17 protein-coding genes are annotated in these 15,692 nt (G+C 69.4%); 12 read left to right on the forward strand and 5 right to left on the reverse strand.

Annotated features, from left to right (window positions below; genetic code table 11):
- Positions 1-13 precede the first annotated feature (13 nt).
- The gene (locus tag AC3A6J_RS17790; protein ID WP_487861297.1) at positions 14-940 is read left to right on the forward strand and encodes a LysR family transcriptional regulator; all 927 of its coding nucleotides are present in this window, start codon (positions 14-16) and stop codon (positions 938-940) included.
- A gap of 82 nt (positions 941-1,022) precedes the next feature.
- Positions 1,023-1,475 (forward strand): DUF2214 family protein, encoded by a 453-nt coding sequence (locus AC3A6J_RS17795; protein ID WP_487861298.1) that lies wholly within the window; start codon positions 1,023-1,025, stop codon positions 1,473-1,475.
- 118 nt (positions 1,476-1,593) lie between these two features.
- On the opposite strand, the gene AC3A6J_RS17800 is transcribed toward AC3A6J_RS17795, so the two are convergent.
- Complete coding sequence (locus AC3A6J_RS17800; RefSeq protein WP_487861299.1) at positions 1,594-1,935, reverse strand: hypothetical protein; 342 nt, start codon at positions 1,933-1,935, stop codon at positions 1,594-1,596.
- 133 nt (positions 1,936-2,068) lie between these two features.
- Here AC3A6J_RS17800 and argS point away from each other — a divergent pair, with 133 nt between their 5' ends.
- The 8 genes from argS (at position 2,069) to AC3A6J_RS17840 (ending at position 10,244) form a co-directional block, all read left to right on the forward strand.
- A complete protein-coding gene (gene argS, locus AC3A6J_RS17805) occupies positions 2,069-3,754 on the forward strand; it encodes an arginine--tRNA ligase (protein ID WP_487861300.1) in 1,686 nt (561 codons plus the stop codon).
- A 10-nt stretch (positions 3,755-3,764) separates the two neighbouring features.
- Positions 3,765-4,514: an SPOR domain-containing protein gene (locus AC3A6J_RS17810; protein WP_487861301.1), complete on the forward strand. Its 750-nt coding sequence runs from the start codon at positions 3,765-3,767 to the stop codon at positions 4,512-4,514.
- A 145-nt stretch (positions 4,515-4,659) separates the two neighbouring features.
- Complete coding sequence (locus AC3A6J_RS17815; RefSeq protein WP_487861302.1) at positions 4,660-5,307, forward strand: thiol:disulfide interchange protein DsbA/DsbL; 648 nt, start codon at positions 4,660-4,662, stop codon at positions 5,305-5,307.
- Between the two features lie 126 nt (positions 5,308-5,433).
- Positions 5,434-6,114 carry a lipopolysaccharide transport periplasmic protein LptA gene (gene lptA, locus AC3A6J_RS17820; RefSeq protein WP_487861303.1) on the forward strand — a complete coding sequence of 227 codons (681 nt, stop codon included), beginning with the start codon at positions 5,434-5,436 and terminating at the stop codon, positions 6,112-6,114.
- Positions 6,115-6,909, forward strand: a complete 795-nt coding sequence (lptB, locus tag AC3A6J_RS17825) for an LPS export ABC transporter ATP-binding protein (protein WP_487861304.1) — start codon at positions 6,115-6,117, stop codon at positions 6,907-6,909. It begins immediately after the preceding gene.
- 17 nt (positions 6,910-6,926) lie between these two features.
- Entirely contained in the window at positions 6,927-8,525 is a 1,599-nt protein-coding gene (locus AC3A6J_RS17830) for an RNA polymerase factor sigma-54 (RefSeq protein WP_487861305.1), read from the forward strand.
- A gap of 17 nt (positions 8,526-8,542) precedes the next feature.
- On the forward strand, positions 8,543-9,787 hold the full coding sequence (locus AC3A6J_RS17835; protein ID WP_487861306.1) for a THUMP domain-containing class I SAM-dependent RNA methyltransferase: 1,245 nt from the start codon (positions 8,543-8,545) through the stop codon (positions 9,785-9,787).
- A gap of 1 nt (position 9,788) precedes the next feature.
- Entirely contained in the window at positions 9,789-10,244 is a 456-nt protein-coding gene (locus tag AC3A6J_RS17840) for a PIN domain-containing protein (protein WP_487861307.1), read from the forward strand.
- Here AC3A6J_RS17840 and AC3A6J_RS17845 read toward each other — a convergent pair.
- Complete coding sequence (locus AC3A6J_RS17845; RefSeq protein ID WP_487861308.1) at positions 10,241-11,077, reverse strand: BUD32 family EKC/KEOPS complex subunit; 837 nt, start codon at positions 11,075-11,077, stop codon at positions 10,241-10,243. The two genes, AC3A6J_RS17840 and AC3A6J_RS17845, sit on opposite strands and share 4 nt — an antisense overlap.
- On the reverse strand, positions 11,074-12,801 hold the full coding sequence (locus tag AC3A6J_RS17850) for an FMN-binding glutamate synthase family protein (protein ID WP_487861387.1): 1,728 nt from the start codon (positions 12,799-12,801) through the stop codon (positions 11,074-11,076). Before AC3A6J_RS17850 ends, AC3A6J_RS17845 begins: the two co-directional genes overlap by 4 nt.
- 25 nt (positions 12,802-12,826) lie before the next feature.
- On the opposite strand from AC3A6J_RS17850, the gene AC3A6J_RS17855 reads away from it, so the two are divergent.
- Both AC3A6J_RS17855 and AC3A6J_RS17860 read left to right on the forward strand, forming a co-directional pair.
- Complete coding sequence (locus AC3A6J_RS17855; protein WP_487861309.1) at positions 12,827-13,612, forward strand: UPF0149 family protein; 786 nt, start codon at positions 12,827-12,829, stop codon at positions 13,610-13,612.
- 61 nt (positions 13,613-13,673) lie between these two features.
- Positions 13,674-14,858 carry an MFS transporter gene (locus tag AC3A6J_RS17860; protein WP_487861388.1) on the forward strand — a complete coding sequence of 395 codons (1,185 nt, stop codon included), beginning with the start codon at positions 13,674-13,676 and terminating at the stop codon, positions 14,856-14,858.
- 9 nt (positions 14,859-14,867) lie between these two features.
- Here AC3A6J_RS17860 and AC3A6J_RS17865 read toward each other — a convergent pair whose 3' ends face one another.
- Together AC3A6J_RS17865 and AC3A6J_RS17870 are read right to left on the reverse strand one after the other, a co-directional pair.
- Complete coding sequence (locus AC3A6J_RS17865) at positions 14,868-15,185, reverse strand: GNAT family N-acetyltransferase (RefSeq protein ID WP_487861310.1); 318 nt, start codon at positions 15,183-15,185, stop codon at positions 14,868-14,870.
- Positions 15,182-15,679: a nuclear transport factor 2 family protein gene (locus AC3A6J_RS17870; protein WP_487861311.1), complete on the reverse strand. Its 498-nt coding sequence runs from the start codon at positions 15,677-15,679 to the stop codon at positions 15,182-15,184. The genes AC3A6J_RS17865 and AC3A6J_RS17870 overlap by 4 nt, the downstream gene beginning before the upstream one ends.
- Positions 15,680-15,692: the final 13 nt, after the last annotated feature.

Genomic DNA, 15,692 nt, shown 5'->3' on the forward strand with positions numbered 1-15,692 from the left:
TAGTTCGCTCGCCATGGACCGCCTGAAGCAACTCGAATCCTTCGTCTCGGTGGCGACCCGCGGCGGTCTCACGGCCGCGGCCAAGGCCGAGGGCGTGGCGCCCGCCATCATCGGCCGGCGGCTCGATGCGCTCGAGGCGCGGCTGGGCGTCAAGCTCGTGGTGCGCACCACGCGGCGCATCACGCTCACGCACGAGGGCAGCGCCTTCCTCGAAGATTGCCAACGCCTGCTGACCGAGTTTGCCAATGCCGAGGCCAGCGTCAGCGCCGGCGGCGTCAAGGCCAGCGGCCACCTGCGCATCACCGCGCCGGCGGGCTTCGGGCGGCGCCACGTCGCGCCGCTGGTGCCGCGCTTCCATGCGCTGCACCCCGAGGTGACCATCTCGCTGAACCTCAGCGACCGCGTGGTCGACGTGCGCGGCGAGAGCTTCGACTGCGCGGTGCGCGTGGGCGACATGCCCGACTCGTCGCTCGTGAGCGTGCGGCTGGCCGACAACCGCCGCCGCTGTGTCGCGACGCCCGAGTTCGTGCGCCGCCACGGCAAGCCGAACCACCCGAGCGAGCTGTCGCGCTTCGCCTGCCTCGCGCTGTCCAGCGACGCTTCGCAGACGCGCGGCTGGGCGTTTCGCGTCGCCACCGAAGGCGGCGGCGAGGAGCTGATCCACCTGCGGCCCGAAGGCCCGCTCGACTGCTCCGACGGCCAGGTCCTGCACGACTGGTGCCTCGCGGGCCACGGCATTGCGTGGCGCAGCACTTGGGAAGTCGAGGCCGAGATCGATGCCGGCCTGCTGGTGCCGCTGCTCGACGAGTTCGCCGCGCCGCCGAACGGCATCTACGCCGTCTTCACCGGCACCAAGCACCTGCCGCTGCGCGTGCGGCTGTGGCTGGATTTCCTCAAGGAGCAGTACGGGCGGCCCGAATTCTGGGGCGGAAGGCGCTGAGCCCGCGGACTCGCGGCACAATCCGCTCGCATTTTTTGCAAACACATCCCGCAACCACGACGAAGAAAAGAAGAAAGCCACGATGACCCTCGAAGCCATCCTCGCCTACGTGCACCTGCTGGCCATCCTCACGATGGTCGTCTTCATTTCGAGCGAAGCGGCGCTGTGCCGCATCGAGTGGCTCAACGCCGCCGTGGTCGAACGGCTCGCGCGCGTCGACATGGTCTACGGCATCGCCTCGATCACGGTGCTCGCCACCGGCATCGCGCGCACCTGGTGGGGCGTGAAGGGCACCGCCTGGTACTGGACCAACCCGCTGCTGCACGTGAAGCTCAGCCTGTTCATCGTCGTCGGCGTGCTGTCGATCTTTCCGACCTTGACCTACCTGCGCTGGCGCAAGACGCTGCGCGCCAGCGGAACGCTGCCGGCCGAGGCCGAGGTGCGCAAGACCCGCAAGCTGGTGATGGTGCAGGCGCACCTGATCGCGCTGATCCCGCTGGTCGCCGTGTTCCTCGCGCGCGGTTTCGGCAAGTAGCTGCCGCGTAGCGGCAGAGAAGCCGGGGAACACCGCGGAACCGGCTTTGCCGGGCCGCTGGTGTTGCCCCCTCGAGGGGGGAGTCGAGCTACACGCAGTGAGCGAGGGACGGGGGTGGTCAACCCTTCGCGTCGGCCTCGCACTTCTTCATGAAGCTGTTCTTGGCGGCGCCGGCGAGGGCCTTGCCGTTCTTGTCGACCGCCTTCGCGGCGCAGGCGGGCGCGGCGGCAGCCTGCGCATCCTTCTCGCACTTCTTGACGAAGCTGTTCTTGGCGGCACCCGCAAGGGCCTTGCCGTTCTTGTCCACGGCCTTGGCTTCGCAGTTCGCGCCAGCGGCCGGCGCGGTGGCGGCGGGCATGGCCGGCGTGGCGGCCTTGTCTTGGGCGTGGGCGGCGGCGCCGAAGGAGAGGCAGGCGCCGAGCACAGCAGCGGAGGCGACCAGGGAAAGGAGCTTCTTCATGATGGGGTACGTCCTTTTGAATGGTGTTGCGGCAGGCGCCCCGACCCGGGGGCCGGCCATCCTAACGGGAGTAGGTATCAATTGGATGACGAATGTCACCCGGGTCCGGGTTTGCCCCCGGTAAAATCCCGCGATGCTATTGGTCAAACAGGAGCTGCTCGCGGCGCTCGCGAACACGCTCGAATCACTCTCGCCCGGCGCCGGCGCCAAGGCCGCTTTCGAGTCGCCCAAGGTGGCGGCCCATGGCGATTTCGCCTCCACGGCTGCGATGCAGCTTGCCAAACCGCTAGCGCGCAAGCCCCGCGAACTGGCTGAAGAACTCAGCGCGGCACTGCTCGCCACGCCGATCTTCGGCCAGTGGGTCGAAGCGATCGAGATCGCCGGCCCCGGTTTCCTCAACATCCGCCTCAAGACCGCCGCCAAGCAGCAGATCGTGCGCGAGGTGCTGGCCGCGGGCGAAGCCTTCGGCCGGCAGCCGGCGACCGGCGAGCGCGTGCTGGTCGAGTTCGTTTCGGCCAACCCGACCGGGCCGCTGCACGTGGGGCACGGCCGGCAGGCCGCGCTTGGCGACGCGATCTGCAACCTGCGCGCCTCGCAGGGCGAAACGGTCTGGCGCGAGTTCTATTACAACGACGCCGGCGTGCAGATCCAGACGCTCGCCCACAGCACGCAGTTGCGCGCGCGCGGCTTCAAGCCCGGCGATGCGGAATGGCCGAGCGGCGAAAAGGCGCCCGCCTACAACGGCGACTACATCGCCGACATCGCCGAAGACTTCAAAGAGAAGAAGACCGTCAAGTCCGACGATCGCGAATACACCGCCAGCGGCAACATCGACGACCTGGACTCGATCCGCGAGTTCGCGGTGGCCTACCTGCGCCGCGAGCAGGACCTCGACCTGCAGGCCTTCCGCGTGCGCTTCGACAACTATTACCTCGAATCGAGCCTCTACACGAGCGGCCGCGTCGAGGACGCGGTGCAAAAACTCGTGGCCGCCGGCAAGACCTACGAGCAGGACGGCGCGCTCTGGCTGAAGTCGACCGACTATGGCGACGACAAGGACCGCGTGATGCGAAAGCAGGACGGCACGTACACGTATTTCGTGCCCGACGTCGCCTACCACATCGCCAAGTGGGAGCGAGGCTTCCACAAGGTCATCAACATCCAGGGCACCGACCACCACGGCACGATCGCCCGCGTGCGCGCGGGCCTGCAGGCCGCGGGCGTGGGCATTCCCGAGGGCTACCCCGACTACGTGCTGCACACCATGGTGCGCGTCATGAAGGGCGGCGAAGAGGTCAAGATCAGCAAGCGCGCTGGCAGCTACGTCACCCTGCGCGACCTGATCGAGTGGACCAGCACCGACGCGGTGCGCTTCTTCCTCCTGAGCCGCAAGCCCGACACCGAATACACCTTCGACGTCGACCTGGCCGTGGCGAAGAACAACGACAACCCGGTGTACTACGTGCAGTACGCGCATGCGCGCATCCACTCGGTGCTGGCGGCCTGGGGCGGCGATGCGGCCACGCTCGCGGATGTCGACCTGTCGCCGCTCGAAAGCCCGGCGGCCCAGGCGCTGATGCTGCAGCTGGCCAAGTACCCCGCCATGCTCGCGGCCGCGGCGAAGGATTTCGCGCCGCACGACGTCACTTTCTACCTGCGCGAACTGGCCGCCAGCTACCACAGCTACTACGACGCCGAGCGCATCCTGGTCGACGACGAGCCGGTCCGGCTGGCGCGGCTTGCGCTCGTCAAGGCCTGCGCGCAGGTGCTGCACAATGGCCTCGCGATTCTCGGCGTCAGTGCGCCGAGCAAGATGTAACTCCCTCACCATGAAGCAGAAGAAGAGAAACAGACACCGCGGCAACATCGTCATCGGGCTGATCGTCGGCCTGGTGCTCGGGCTCGGCGTGGCGCTCGGCATTGCGGTCTACGTGACCAAGGTGCCGATTCCGTTCGTGACCAAGACGCAGCGCGGCGGTGCCGAGCAGGACGAAGCCGAGGCGCGCAAGAACCGCGACTGGGACCCGAACGCGCCGCTGGCCGGCAAGGCAGGCTCGGCGCCCAAGCCCCCGGCCGCCAGCGGTCCGGTGGCGCCGGCTGGCGGCGAGAACAACGCCGCGGTGGCGCCCGGTGCCGCCCCGCCCGCACCGCCGGTGCCCGTGGTGGTGGCGCCGAGGCCTGTGCGCCCGGCACCGCTGCCGGCCGAGGCCAACGCACTGCCGCCGTCGAACGATCCGCTCGGCGACCTGGCCCGCGCACGCGCCGGCGGCGGCAGCAGCAACAGCAGCACGACCGTCGCCTCGGCAGCGCCGAGCAGCAGCAGCAGCACCCCGGGCGCGGATCCGTTCATGTACTTCGTGCAAGCCGGCGCCTTCCGCACCAACGACGATGCCGAGGCGCAGCGCGCCAAGCTCTCGCTGATGGGCGTCGAGGCCCGGGTCACCGAGCGCGAACAGGCGGGCCGCACGGTCTACCGCGTGCGCGCGGGCCCGTTCAGCAAGAAGGACGACGCCGACCGCCTCAAGGAGCGGCTCGACGGCGGCGGCCTCGAATCCGCGCTCGTGCGCGTCCAGCGCTGAGAAGCCCCGCGCGCCCGTCACGAATAGCCCTTAAGCTCCGCCGCGCGCCATTCGCCGGCACCATTCACGCCCAGGCGCGCGGCCGGCGAGGGAACTCCCCGCCGCATGCAGGCTCAGTACAGCCGTACCACAGGAGAACCCTTTCATGAAACGTCGTGACTTTTCGCTGGCCGCCAGTTCGCTCGGCCTCCTTTCGCTGGCCGGAAACGCCGCGCATGCCCAGGCGATGGCACCGAAGGCCGGCAAGGAGTACCTCGTGCTCGACAAGCGCGTGCCGGTCGACGCGCCGGCGGGCAAGGTCGAGGTGGTCGAGTTCTTCTCGTACAACTGCCCGCACTGCAGCGACTTCGAGCCGCACCTCGAGGCCTGGCTCAAGAAGGCGCCGAAGGAAGTGGCCTTCCGTCGCGTGCCGGTGCCTTTCGTCGGCAACGACGTCGAAGCCAAGCAGCGCCTGTACTACGCGCTCGAGGCGCTTGGCAAGGTGGAAGAGTTCCAGCCGAAGATCTTCACCGCGATCCACCGCCAGCGCCAGAACCTCACCGGCGATGCCAACATCGTTGCCTGGGTGTCGGCCAACGGCATCGACGGCGCCAAGTTCAAGGAAGTGTTCACCTCGTTCGGCGTGGCCAGCAAGGCGAAGCGCGCCGCGCAACTGACCGACGCCTACCGCGTGGCCGGCGTGCCGGCGCTGGCCGTCGGCGGGCGCTGGTATGTGGACGGCGAGACCGCCGGCAACATGACGCGGGCGCTGCAGGTCGCCGAATACCTGGTCGGCGAAGCGAAGAAGGGCTGAGCCCTGCTCCCGCGCAGGCGCTGCGTTCCCGATCCAATGCCAAGCCCGCACCCGCGGGCTTTTTCATCGCTGCGCGCGAGGTCGGCGCCATCCGGCCATACAATGCAGAGCAAGTTTCGTGCCTCTATGACATTGCACTCCTACCCCCACACCACACCCCTTCTTCGTCGCCTCGGCCGGCTGGCCGCGGGCGTGCTGCTGCTGGCTGGCCTCGCCGCGGGTGCGCAGGCTGAAACCGCCGATCGCACCAAGCCGATGAACATCGAGTCGGACGCGATGCGCTACGACGACCTCAAGCAGACCAGCGTGTTCACGGGCAACGTGGTGGTCACGAAGGGCACGATCATCATCCGCGGCGCGCGCATCGACGTGCGCCAGGACGCCGAGGGCTACCAGTACGGCGTGGTCACGGCGGCGCCCGGCAAGCGGGCGTACTACAAGCAGAAGCGCAATGCGCCCAACGAGTGGATCGAGGGCGAGGCCGAGGTGATCGAATACGACAGCCGCGCCGACAACGTCAAGTTCATCCGGAATGCGGTGATGCGCCGGCTGGTCGGTGCAACGCCCAACGACGAGAGCCAGGGCGCGTTGATCGTCTACGACCAGAGCAACGACACCTACACCGTCAATGGCTCCACCGTGCCGCCGAACACCGCCGTCAACGCGTCGTCGGGCGGCCGCGTGCGGACCATCCTGACGCCGAAGTCGGCCACGGCGCCCGCGCCCGGCGCACCCACGGCGCCGCAGCCTGCCCGCGGCACCGGCCTGCGCTCGTCCACCACCCTCGACGGCGAAGGGCGCAAGTAAGTGACGGAAACCGCTGGAACCCAGGCCGCCGAAGCGGCGCCCGGCAGCCGTCTCGTGGTGCGTGGCCTGCAGAAGAGCTACGGCAGCCGCAAGGTCGTCAAAGACGTGTCGCTCGAGGTGCAGAAGGGCGAGGTCGTCGGTCTGCTCGGACCGAACGGCGCCGGCAAGACCACCTCGTTCTACATGATCGTGGGCCTGGTGCGCGCCGATGCGGGCGAGATCTCCATCGACGGCGAACCCATCGCCCACATGCCGATCCACCGGCGCGCGCGCATGGGCCTGAGCTACCTGCCGCAGGAAGCCTCGATCTTCCGCAAGCTCAGCGTCGAGGAGAACGTGCGCGCCGTGCTCGAGCTCCAGCGCGAGCCCGACGCCAACGGCAAGCCCGCTCCGCTGTCGAAGCAGCGCACCGAAGAGCGCCTCTCGGCCCTGCTGGCCGACCTGCGAGTGGACCACCTGCGCGACTCGCCCGCGCTCGCGCTCTCGGGCGGCGAGCGGCGCCGGGTCGAGATCGCCCGTGCGCTCGCCACGCAGCCGCGCTTCATCCTGCTCGACGAGCCCTTCGCCGGCATCGACCCGATCGCGGTGATCGAGATCCAGCGGATCATCAGCTTCCTCAAGGAGCGCGGCATCGGCGTGCTCATCACCGACCACAACGTGCGCGAGACGCTGGGCATCTGCGACCACGCTTTCATCATCAGCGACGGGCATGTGCTGGCACAAGGCACACCCGCGGAGATCGTCGACAACGCCGAAGTACGCAGGGTGTACCTCGGCGAGCACTTCCGGATGTAAGGGAGGGGCCGGTCTCCATGAAGCAAGGGCTGTCCCTTCGCGTTTCGCAGCACCTGGCGCTCACGCCTCAGCTGCAGCAGTCGATCCGGCTGCTCCAGCTTTCCACGCTCGAACTGAGCCAGGAGGTCGAGCAGATGCTCGACGAGAACCCTTTTCTCGAACGCACGGCCGAAGAAGCGGCGCGCGAGGAATTCGGCCTCGACGCGATCGACACGCCGGTGCCGCGCGACGAGTTTGCCGAGGCGGGCGAGGGCGAGTTCACCGCGGCACCCGCCGCCAGTGCGGCCGCCACGGCGCCGGCCGAGAGCACGGCACCGGCCACCGACACCGACGGCCCTGCCGCCGAGGTTGCCGAGCGCGAGCCCGACTGGGAAGGCGACGGCACCGTCGACATGGCGCCCGACGACAGCGAGTGGGGTGGCGATGCACCCGCGCGCAAGAACAACCTCAGCGACGACGAGCGCCCCGACGCCACCGAACTCGCGCGCAGCCAGGAATCACTGCAGTCGTTCCTGCACCGCCAGGCCCTGAGCCTGCGGCTCAACGAGAACGACTGCGCGGCGCTGCGCTTCCTGATCGAGTCGCTCAACGACGACGGCTACCTCGAAGACTCGCTGCCGTCGCTGGCCTCGGGACTTGCCGGCGACGACAACGACCAGTTCGACGAGCTGGTGCATCACTTCCAGGTCGCACTCGGCCTGCTGCAGAGCCTGGAGCCCACGGGCGTCGGCGCGCGCGATCTTGGCGAATGCCTGAGCATCCAGCTGCGTGCCATGGCGAGCGAGCGCGAGACCGAGCAGCAGGCGCTCGTGCGCAAGACCGCGCTCGCCATCTGCAAGCAGCCGCTCGAGCTGCTCGCCCGGCGCGACTTCAAGCGGCTCGCCACGCTCACGCGCAGCAGCGAGGAACTCGTGCGCTCGGCGCTGCAGGTCATCTCGCGGCTCGAGCCCAAGCCGGGGCGCCGCTTCGTCGACGTCGAGCGCAACATCGTCATTCCAGACGTCATCGTCACCAAGGTCGGCCGCGGCACCAACGCCAAGTTCCGCGTCATGCTCAACCCCGAGGTGATGCCCCGGCTGCGCGTGCACGACATCTATGCCGGCGCCCTCAAGTCGCACAAGGGCGAGGGCAGCCAGGCGCTGTCGCAGCGGCTGCAGGAGGCGCGCTGGTTCATCAAGAACATCCAGCAGCGCTTCGACACCATCCTGCGCGTGTCGAACGCGATCGTCGAGCGGCAGAAGAGCTTCTTCGTGCATGGCGAGCTGGCAATGCGTCCGCTGGTGCTGCGCGAGATCGCCGACGAGCTGGGCCTGCACGAGTCGACCATCTCGCGCGTGACCACCGCCAAGTACATGTCCACGCCATTCGGCACCGTGGAGCTCAAGTACTTCTTCGGCTCGGCGCTCGGCACCGAGACCGGTGGCAATGCGTCGAGCACCGCGGTGCGCGCGCTGATCAAGCAGTTCGTGAGTTCCGAGAGCGTGAAGAAGCCGCTGTCCGACAGCCAGATTTCCGAGATGCTCAAGGAGCAGGGCATCGAATGCGCGCGGCGCACCGTGGCCAAGTACCGCGAGGCCCTGCGCATCGCGCCGGCCAACCTGCGCAAGGCGCTGTAGAAGACAAAGGCGCTCCAGTGAACGATCTTTCCCTTTTCCTGCCTTGCGCCGCCGGCGTCGAGGAATTCCTCGCGGCCGAAGTGCATGCACTGACCGGCCGCGCCGGCGACGACCTGCTCATGCTGCGCGGCGGCGTGCGGGTGCGCGCCGAATGGCGCGACGCGCTGCGGCTCAACCTGCACAGCCGGCTGGCGCAGCGCGTGCTGGTCGAACTCGTGCAGGCGCCGTACCGCAGCGAGAACGACCTCTATGCCATCGCGAGCGGCGTGGCCTGGGAGATCTGGTTCACGCCGAAGCAGACCTTCAAGATCGAGACAACCGCGCAGCACAGCCCGCTGCAGAGCCTGAACTTCGCCACCCTGCGCATCAAGGACGCGATCGCCGACCGCTTCCGCGCCAAGGCGGCCGGCGTGCGCCCGAGCATCGAGACCCAGTGGCCCGATTGCCGCGTGTTCGCGCACCTGACCACCGACACCTGCACGCTCTACATCGACACCTCGGGCGAGCCGCTGTTCAAGCGCGGCTGGCGCCAGGACAAGGGCGACGCGCCGCTCAAGGAGACGCTGGCCGCGGCCATGCTGGCCGCCAGCGGCTGGTGGAACCCCGAGACCGGCGAGGTCGCCGCCGAGCCGCTCTACGACCCGTGCTGCGGCAGCGGCACCATCGCCATCGAGGCGGCACAGATCGCGCGCGGCATTCCGGCCGGCTGGCTGCGGCGCTTCGGCTTCGAGAAGCTGCTGCCGTTCCAGGCCCATGTCTGGAATGCGCTCAAGAGCGAGGCGGAAGCGGCCGCGAAGCCGCGCGAGGTCGCAATCTTCGGCTCCGACGTGTCGCACCGCATGGTCGACTTTTCCGAGCGCAATGCCGAGCGTGCCGGCGTGGCCGAGGCGATCGAGTTCCGCGGCGGCGATGCGCTGCAGCGCATGCCACCGGCCGAGGGCGGCGTGATCATGCTCAACCCGCCCTACGGCGAGCGCATCGAGGTGGGTGGGGTGGCGCGCTTCGGCGCGCGCGAAGCGGCGCAGACCGGCGGTGAGGACGGCACCGAGGAAGGCGATGGCGGCGAGTTCTTTCCGCAGCTCGCCTCGCACTGGAAGAAGAACTACGCCGGCTGGACCGCCTGGGTGCTCACGCCCGACCTCAAGCTGCCCAAGCGCATGCGCCTGAAGGAGTCGCGCCGCGTGCCGATGTGGAACGGCCCCATCGAGTGCCGGCTGTTCCGCTTCGACATGGTGGCCGGCTCGGCGCGCAAGCCCGCGTAGCGTGACTGCTGGCAGCCAACACCCCGCCCCTTCGGCGGAAGCCGGCGCGTTGGTGGTGATCGACACCAACATCGCGCTCGACCTGCTGGTGTTCGAGAACCCCGACATCGCTCCGCTCGCCACCGCGCTGGCCGCGGGCGAGCTGTGCTGGCTCGCGACGGCGGCCATGCGCGTCGAGCTCGAACGCGTGCTCGGCTACCCGCTGGTCGCGCGGCGCATGCTGCAGCGCGGGCTCGAAGTGCAGGCCGTGCTCGCGGATTTCGATGCACGCGTGCGCCACGTCGACGTCCTTCCGCCGCGCGCACCCTGCGTCTGCAGCGACCCCGACGACCAGGTCTTCATCGACCTGGCTGTGGCGCACGGCGCGCTGCTGCTCAGCAAGGACCGCGCGGTGCTGTCGATGAAGAAGCGGCTTGCGTTGCGCGGCGTGGCGGTGCGCTCGGCACTGCACGCCTAAGCGGCAAGGTACCAGCGCCCCAGCAGCCGCGCCACCGCGCGCACGCGCTGGGTGTCGCGTCCCCAGCGGCGGCTGGCGGGCAGCTTCTGGGCCCATTTCATGCGCCGCGCCGCCTCGGCGATGCGCACGCGCACCTCGCCGCCGACCTCGGCGAGCGCGGCCTGCCAGTGCTGGCCCGCGGCTTCGGGCGCCGCGGCCTCGAGCATCATGGCCGTGGAATGCAGGTAACTGAGCCAGTCGCGGGCCTGGCATTCGGCCAGCGTCATGACCTCCGACGGATCGTCCTCGAAATCGATGTAGCCGATCACGCCGTCGGGGCAGAGCACGAGGTTGCGGTCGAAGGCCTGGCTCAGGTGCTGTCCGCGCAGATGCACCTGCGCGATCGCGGCGAGCCCCTCGCGCCACACGGCGAGCAGTGCCGCGGGCCCCGCCGCGGCCGCCTGATCGAGCCGCTCCTGCAGCACCACCGTGCCACGGCCGCTTTCGCCGAGGTCGGAGATCAGCAGGCCCTCGGGCTGCTCGGCCAGCACGCGCGGCACGCGCAGGCCCGCCGCGGCCAACTGCCGCAGCCGCCGTGCCTCGGTGGCGATGGCCGCCGCGCCGCCCGGGTTGGGCACCGGCTTGAGGATGTCGAGCCCGGCCAGCCGCGCCACCGCCGCCATCACGCGGTAGCCCCACTTGCCGTGGCGCGGGCCGGCCTTCTTGATCCAGACGCGTTCGCTGCCCAGGCGGTGGCTCGCCACGTTCTTCTGCTGCCGGGCCAGAGTGAGGCGCAGGAAGCTGTCGTAGTCGCCTGGCCCTGGCACGGACGGCTGCTGTTGCAAAGGCGTCATGCGGCCATGGCGAGGTTCTGCGCCGCAGCCTGCGGCGGCGCCTGCGTCAGCGGCTGGAAGCTCTCGGCGCTGGCCAGCGGCCAGTAGGTGCGGAACACGTTGTGCTGCCCGTCGAGCGCACCGAGCAGGGCGCCCGGCTGCACCTGCATGATCAGGTTGCTCAGCAGGCGCACTTCGGTGTCGGAGATGCGCCGCACGATGTGGTGCGCGGTGATCTGCTGCGGATGGTCGAGGCCCGCGGCCTGCACGAGTTCCTGCAGCGCATGCAGCGTGCTGCGGTGGAAGTTGCGCACGCGCTCGGCCTTGGCGGGCACCACCAGCGCCTGCTGGCGCACCGGGTCCTGCGTGGTCACGCCCGTGGGGCAGTGGCCGGTGTGGCAGCTCTGCGCCTGGATGCAGCCGAGCGCCATCATGAAGCCGCGGCCCGCATTGCACCAGTCGGCGCCCAGCGCCATCATGCGCGCGAGGTCGAAGGCGGTGATCACCTTGCCCGCGCAGCCGATCTTGATGTGGTGGCGCAGGTTCACGCCGACGAGCGTGTTGTGCACCAGCAGCAGGCCCTCCTGCAGCGGCGCGCCCACATGGTCGCTGAACTCCACCGGCGCAGCGCCGGTGCCGCCTTCGGCGCCGTCCACCACGATGAAGTCGGGCGTGATGCCGGTCGCCTGCATCGCCTTGACGATCGCGAACCATTCCCACGGATGGCCGAGGCAGAACTTGAAGCCCACGGGCTTGCCGCCCGACAGCGCGCGCAGCTCGGCGATGAAATGCATCATCCCGGTCGGCGTGTCGAAGGCGCTGTGCGACGACGGCGAGATGCAGTCGACACCCACGCGCACGCCGCGCGCGGCCGCGATCTCGGGCGTGACCTTGGGCGCCGGCAGCACCCCGCCGTGGCCGGGCTTGGCGCCCTGGCTCAGCTTGATCTCGATCATCTTCACTTGCGGATCGCGCGCATTGGCGCTGAAGCGCTCGGCATTGAAGGTGCCGTCGTCGTTGCGGCAGCCGAAGTAGCCCGAGCCGATCTCCCAGATCAGGTCGCCGCCGTGCACGCGGTGGTGCTGCGAGATCGAGCCCTCGCCCGTGTCGTGCGCAAAGCCGCCCATCTTCGCGCCCTGATTGAGCGCGAGGATGGCATTGGCCGACAGCGCGCCGAAGCTCATGGCCGAGATGTTGAACACGCTCGCGCTGTAGGGCTGGGTGCAGGGATGCCCGGCCTGGCCGGCCGATGCCGAGGCGTTGCCGATCACGATGCGGAAGTCGTGGTCGTCGAGCTTCGTCGGTTGCATCGAGTGGTTGATCCACTCGTAGCCCGCGATGGTCACATTGAGCTGCGTGCCGAACGGCCGGTTGTCGGGCTCGCCCTTGGCGCGCTGGTAGACCAGCGAGCGCTGGGCGCGCGAGAACGGCGCCGCCTCGGAGTCGCTCTCGATGAAGTACTGCCGCATCTCGGGCCGGATGAATTCGAGCAGGAAGCGCAGGTGGCCGATGACGGGATAGTTGCGCAGGATCGCGTGGCGGGTCTGGCGCAGGTCGTGCACGCCGGTCGCGGCGAGCACCGCGAAGACCACGAGCGCAAGCCAGGCGCCCCAGAGATGCGGCGCGACGAGCACCGCGGCCAGGCTGGCGGCGAGCCCGGCCACGCACAGGGCGAAGGCGGTAAAGCGCGTCGGGAAAGGAATCATCGTGGGCGTGGAAAAGTGAGGTCTGCCGGCCTGCTGCATCATAGAGGCCTGCCTCGGACCTGCCATGACCACTTCCCCCGACATCATCCCCCCGACCCCCGCCCCCGCCCAGCAACCCTTGGGCCCCGACGACTTCGATGTGCTCGACCAGGCGCTCGACGCCATGCGCGAGCACGACGACGAAATCCCACAGTGGGAATTCTGCGAAGGCTTCATGGCCGCGCTGATCTGCACCCGCCGCGCGATCGAGCCGGCCGAATACTGGCCGGTGCTGCTCGGCGACGGCTTCGTTCCGGCCCAGCACATGGAGTTCGTCTGGAACTGGAAGCGCCGCTGGCGCGAGATCGAAGAAGGGCTCGACGCCGACGTGCAGTCGCTCGACGACGAGCGCAGCTGGCAGCCCGAGGTGCTCGACACCCGCGGCGCCATCGCCTCGCTGCCCGAGGAAGAGCGCGCCGAGGTCGAGGGCGAGGAGATCCCCTCGTTCGCCCAGGTCTGGGCGCTCGGCTTCATGTACGCGGTCGAGAACTGGCCCGAGGACTGGGCCGCGCCGCGCGACAAGGAAGCCGCACAGATGCTCGACGATGCGCTCGACAACATCGTCGCGCTGACCGAGAACGACACCGCCAAGCCCACGGTCTCGATGTACAGCGACGACGGCCCGCCCAGCGTGAGCCAGCAGCGGCTCGACGACTTCGGCGCTGCCATCTGGGCCGTGTACGACCTGCGCCAGCTCTGGAAGAGCCTGGGCCCGAAGGTCCAGACGGTCCGCAAGGAGGCCGAGCCGGGCCGCAACGATCCCTGTCCCTGCGGCAGCGGCAAGAAATACAAGAAGTGCCACGGTGCCTGACAGCAGCATCGGCGCCAGCAGCGACGCCGGTGCAAGGCTGAGCCCGCGCGCCGCGTGGGTCATGGTGCTGGCGCTGTGCGCCGGGGTGGCGCTGAGCCAGGCGTTCCGCACCGTCGGCGCGATCATGGCGAGCCCGCTGCAGGCCGATTTCGGGCTCTCGGCGCAGGCGCTCGGCATCTTCTCGGGTGCGTTCCATTTCGCATTCGGCGCGATGCAGCTGTTCATGGGCATCGGCATCGACCTGCATGGCGTGCGGCGCACCGTGCTGGTGGCGTTTCCGATCGCGATCGCGGGCGCGCTGCTCTCGGCGCTGGCGCAGAGCTACCCAGTGCTGGTGGCCGGCCAGGCGCTGATCGGCATCGGCTGCGCGCCGGCCTTCCTGGTGTGCACCGTCTTCGTCGCGCGGCACTTTCCCGCCGCACGCTTCGCCACCGTCTCGGGCCTGGTGCTCGCGATCGGCGGGGTCGGCATGCTGGTCACGGGCACGCCGCTCGCGTGGCTGGTCGAGGCGTTCTCTTGGCGCGCGGGCTTCGTGGTGCTGGCCGTCGTCTCGGCGCTGGCCTGGCTCGCCATCTGGCACTGGGTGCGCGAGCCCGCCTCGGCGGTGCCGAAGGCGAAGGAGTCGATCCCCGAGGCGATCCGCCAGTTCGGCGTGCTGCTCGCGATGCCGCACACGCTCGGCATCGTCCTGCTCGGCGGGGTGACGTATGCGGCCTTCATCTCGCTGCGCGGCCTCTGGCTCGGGCCGCTCATGATGGAGCGCCACGGCTTCTCGCTGGTGCAGAGCGGCAATGTCGCCATCGCCATGTCGGTGATCTCGCTCGTCGGCGCGCCGCTGTTCGGCCGTTTCGACCGCGACGGTGCGCTGCGCCGGCGCCGGATCGTGGGCTGCGCGCTCGGCTATGCGGCGCTCTTCGCGCTGGTCGCCTTCACACGCGCGGCGTGGCTCGACATCGCGGGCCTGCTGATGATCGGCGTGCTCTCGGGCTTCATCGTCTGGCAGTACGCCGACGTGCGCGTGGCCTATCCGGCCACGCTCACCGGCCGGGCCATGGCGGTGTTCACCATGGCGATGTTCCTCGGCGTCGCGCTCATGCAGTGGGCCACGGGCCTGGCGGCGTCGGTGGCCGTCGCGCACGGCGGCGATCCGCTCACGGCCGTGATGGCCGTCATCGCGGCGCTGCTGGTGCTCGGTATCGCGGCCTTCGCGTGGCTGCCCGCGCCAAAGGCGCTGCTCAGGTCTTGAGCGTGCGGCTCAGATCTTGAACGCGCGCTGCACGTCCGGGCGCACGAGGTCCGCGTACTCGCGGTGCTTGCGGATGTAGCCCGCGATGAACTGGCACACCGGAATCACATGCAGCCCCCTGGCGCGCGCGTCGTCGAGCACATGCCGCGCGAGGCCCGAGCCCACGCCCTTGCCTTCGTTCTCGGGCAGCACCTCGGTGTGCGAGAACAGGATCGCGTCGGTCAGCAGGTTGTATTCGGCATAGCCCGCGAGCCGGCCGTCGCGCATGGCTTCGTAGCGGTGCTGGGCGGGGTTGTCGGCAATGGCGAGGGAGGTCTTGTCGTTCATGGTTCGCGTGCGAGGTAAGTGGCGAGGTTGGCGGCCGCGGTGGCCCTGACTTTGTTGCGCAGCATCGGCGTCCAGCCGAGCAGCAGCCCCGGCGCGCCGAGCGCCTGGCGCGCCCAGGCCCAGAACGCGAAGCTGTCGCGGTGGGTGGCGATGAGGCCTTCGGGCGTGAAGCCGAACTGCGCATCGACGTGGTTGTCGACCAGGCGACCGGTGGCGCTGAAGCGGTAGTGCGCGTCCCAGTGGGCCCGGCCGCTGGTGTCGTCGGCCTCCACGTCGCGCCAGCTCAGCTTCCAGACGTCGGCGCCCCTGGCGCGCGTGGCGTCGCAGAGCATGCGCCACATGCCGCCGACCTGGCGCCGCCCGCGCAGCGAGAAGGCCTCGTCGTCGAAGGCCGCATCGCTCGCGTAGCAGGCGGCCATGGCGGGGCCGTCGAGCCGCGCAAAGGCCTGGTAGAAGCGCTCGATGGTCTGGGCATTGGCTGATGCTGCGGTCATGAGGCCTCTTTCT

The sequence above is a fragment of the Variovorax sp. Soil_C_39 genome (assembly GCF_057656815.1).

Coding starts and splice junctions, on each gene's coding strand:
- argS (WP_487861300.1), top strand. CDS start 2,069: ATGCTATTGGTCAAACAGGAGCTGCTCGCGGCGCTCGCGAACACGCTC.
- AC3A6J_RS17845 (WP_487861308.1), bottom strand. CDS start 11,077: ATGACGCCTTTGCAACAGCAGCCGTCCGTGCCAGGGCCAGGCGACTAC.
- AC3A6J_RS17850 (WP_487861387.1), bottom strand. CDS start 12,801: ATGCAGCAGGCCGGCAGACCTCACTTTTCCACGCCCACGATGATTCCT.
- AC3A6J_RS17795 (WP_487861298.1), top strand. CDS start 1,023: ATGACCCTCGAAGCCATCCTCGCCTACGTGCACCTGCTGGCCATCCTC.
- AC3A6J_RS17800 (WP_487861299.1), bottom strand. CDS start 1,935: ATGAAGAAGCTCCTTTCCCTGGTCGCCTCCGCTGCTGTGCTCGGCGCC.
- AC3A6J_RS17810 (WP_487861301.1), top strand. CDS start 3,765: ATGAAGCAGAAGAAGAGAAACAGACACCGCGGCAACATCGTCATCGGG.
- AC3A6J_RS17830 (WP_487861305.1), top strand. CDS start 6,927: ATGAAGCAAGGGCTGTCCCTTCGCGTTTCGCAGCACCTGGCGCTCACG.
- AC3A6J_RS17790 (WP_487861297.1), top strand. CDS start 14: ATGGACCGCCTGAAGCAACTCGAATCCTTCGTCTCGGTGGCGACCCGC.
- AC3A6J_RS17870 (WP_487861311.1), bottom strand. CDS start 15,679: ATGACCGCAGCATCAGCCAATGCCCAGACCATCGAGCGCTTCTACCAG.
- AC3A6J_RS17815 (WP_487861302.1), top strand. CDS start 4,660: ATGAAACGTCGTGACTTTTCGCTGGCCGCCAGTTCGCTCGGCCTCCTT.
- AC3A6J_RS17865 (WP_487861310.1), bottom strand. CDS start 15,185: ATGAACGACAAGACCTCCCTCGCCATTGCCGACAACCCCGCCCAGCAC.
- AC3A6J_RS17855 (WP_487861309.1), top strand. CDS start 12,827: ATGACCACTTCCCCCGACATCATCCCCCCGACCCCCGCCCCCGCCCAG.
- AC3A6J_RS17860 (WP_487861388.1), top strand. CDS start 13,674: ATGGTGCTGGCGCTGTGCGCCGGGGTGGCGCTGAGCCAGGCGTTCCGC.
- lptA (WP_487861303.1), top strand. CDS start 5,434: ATGACATTGCACTCCTACCCCCACACCACACCCCTTCTTCGTCGCCTC.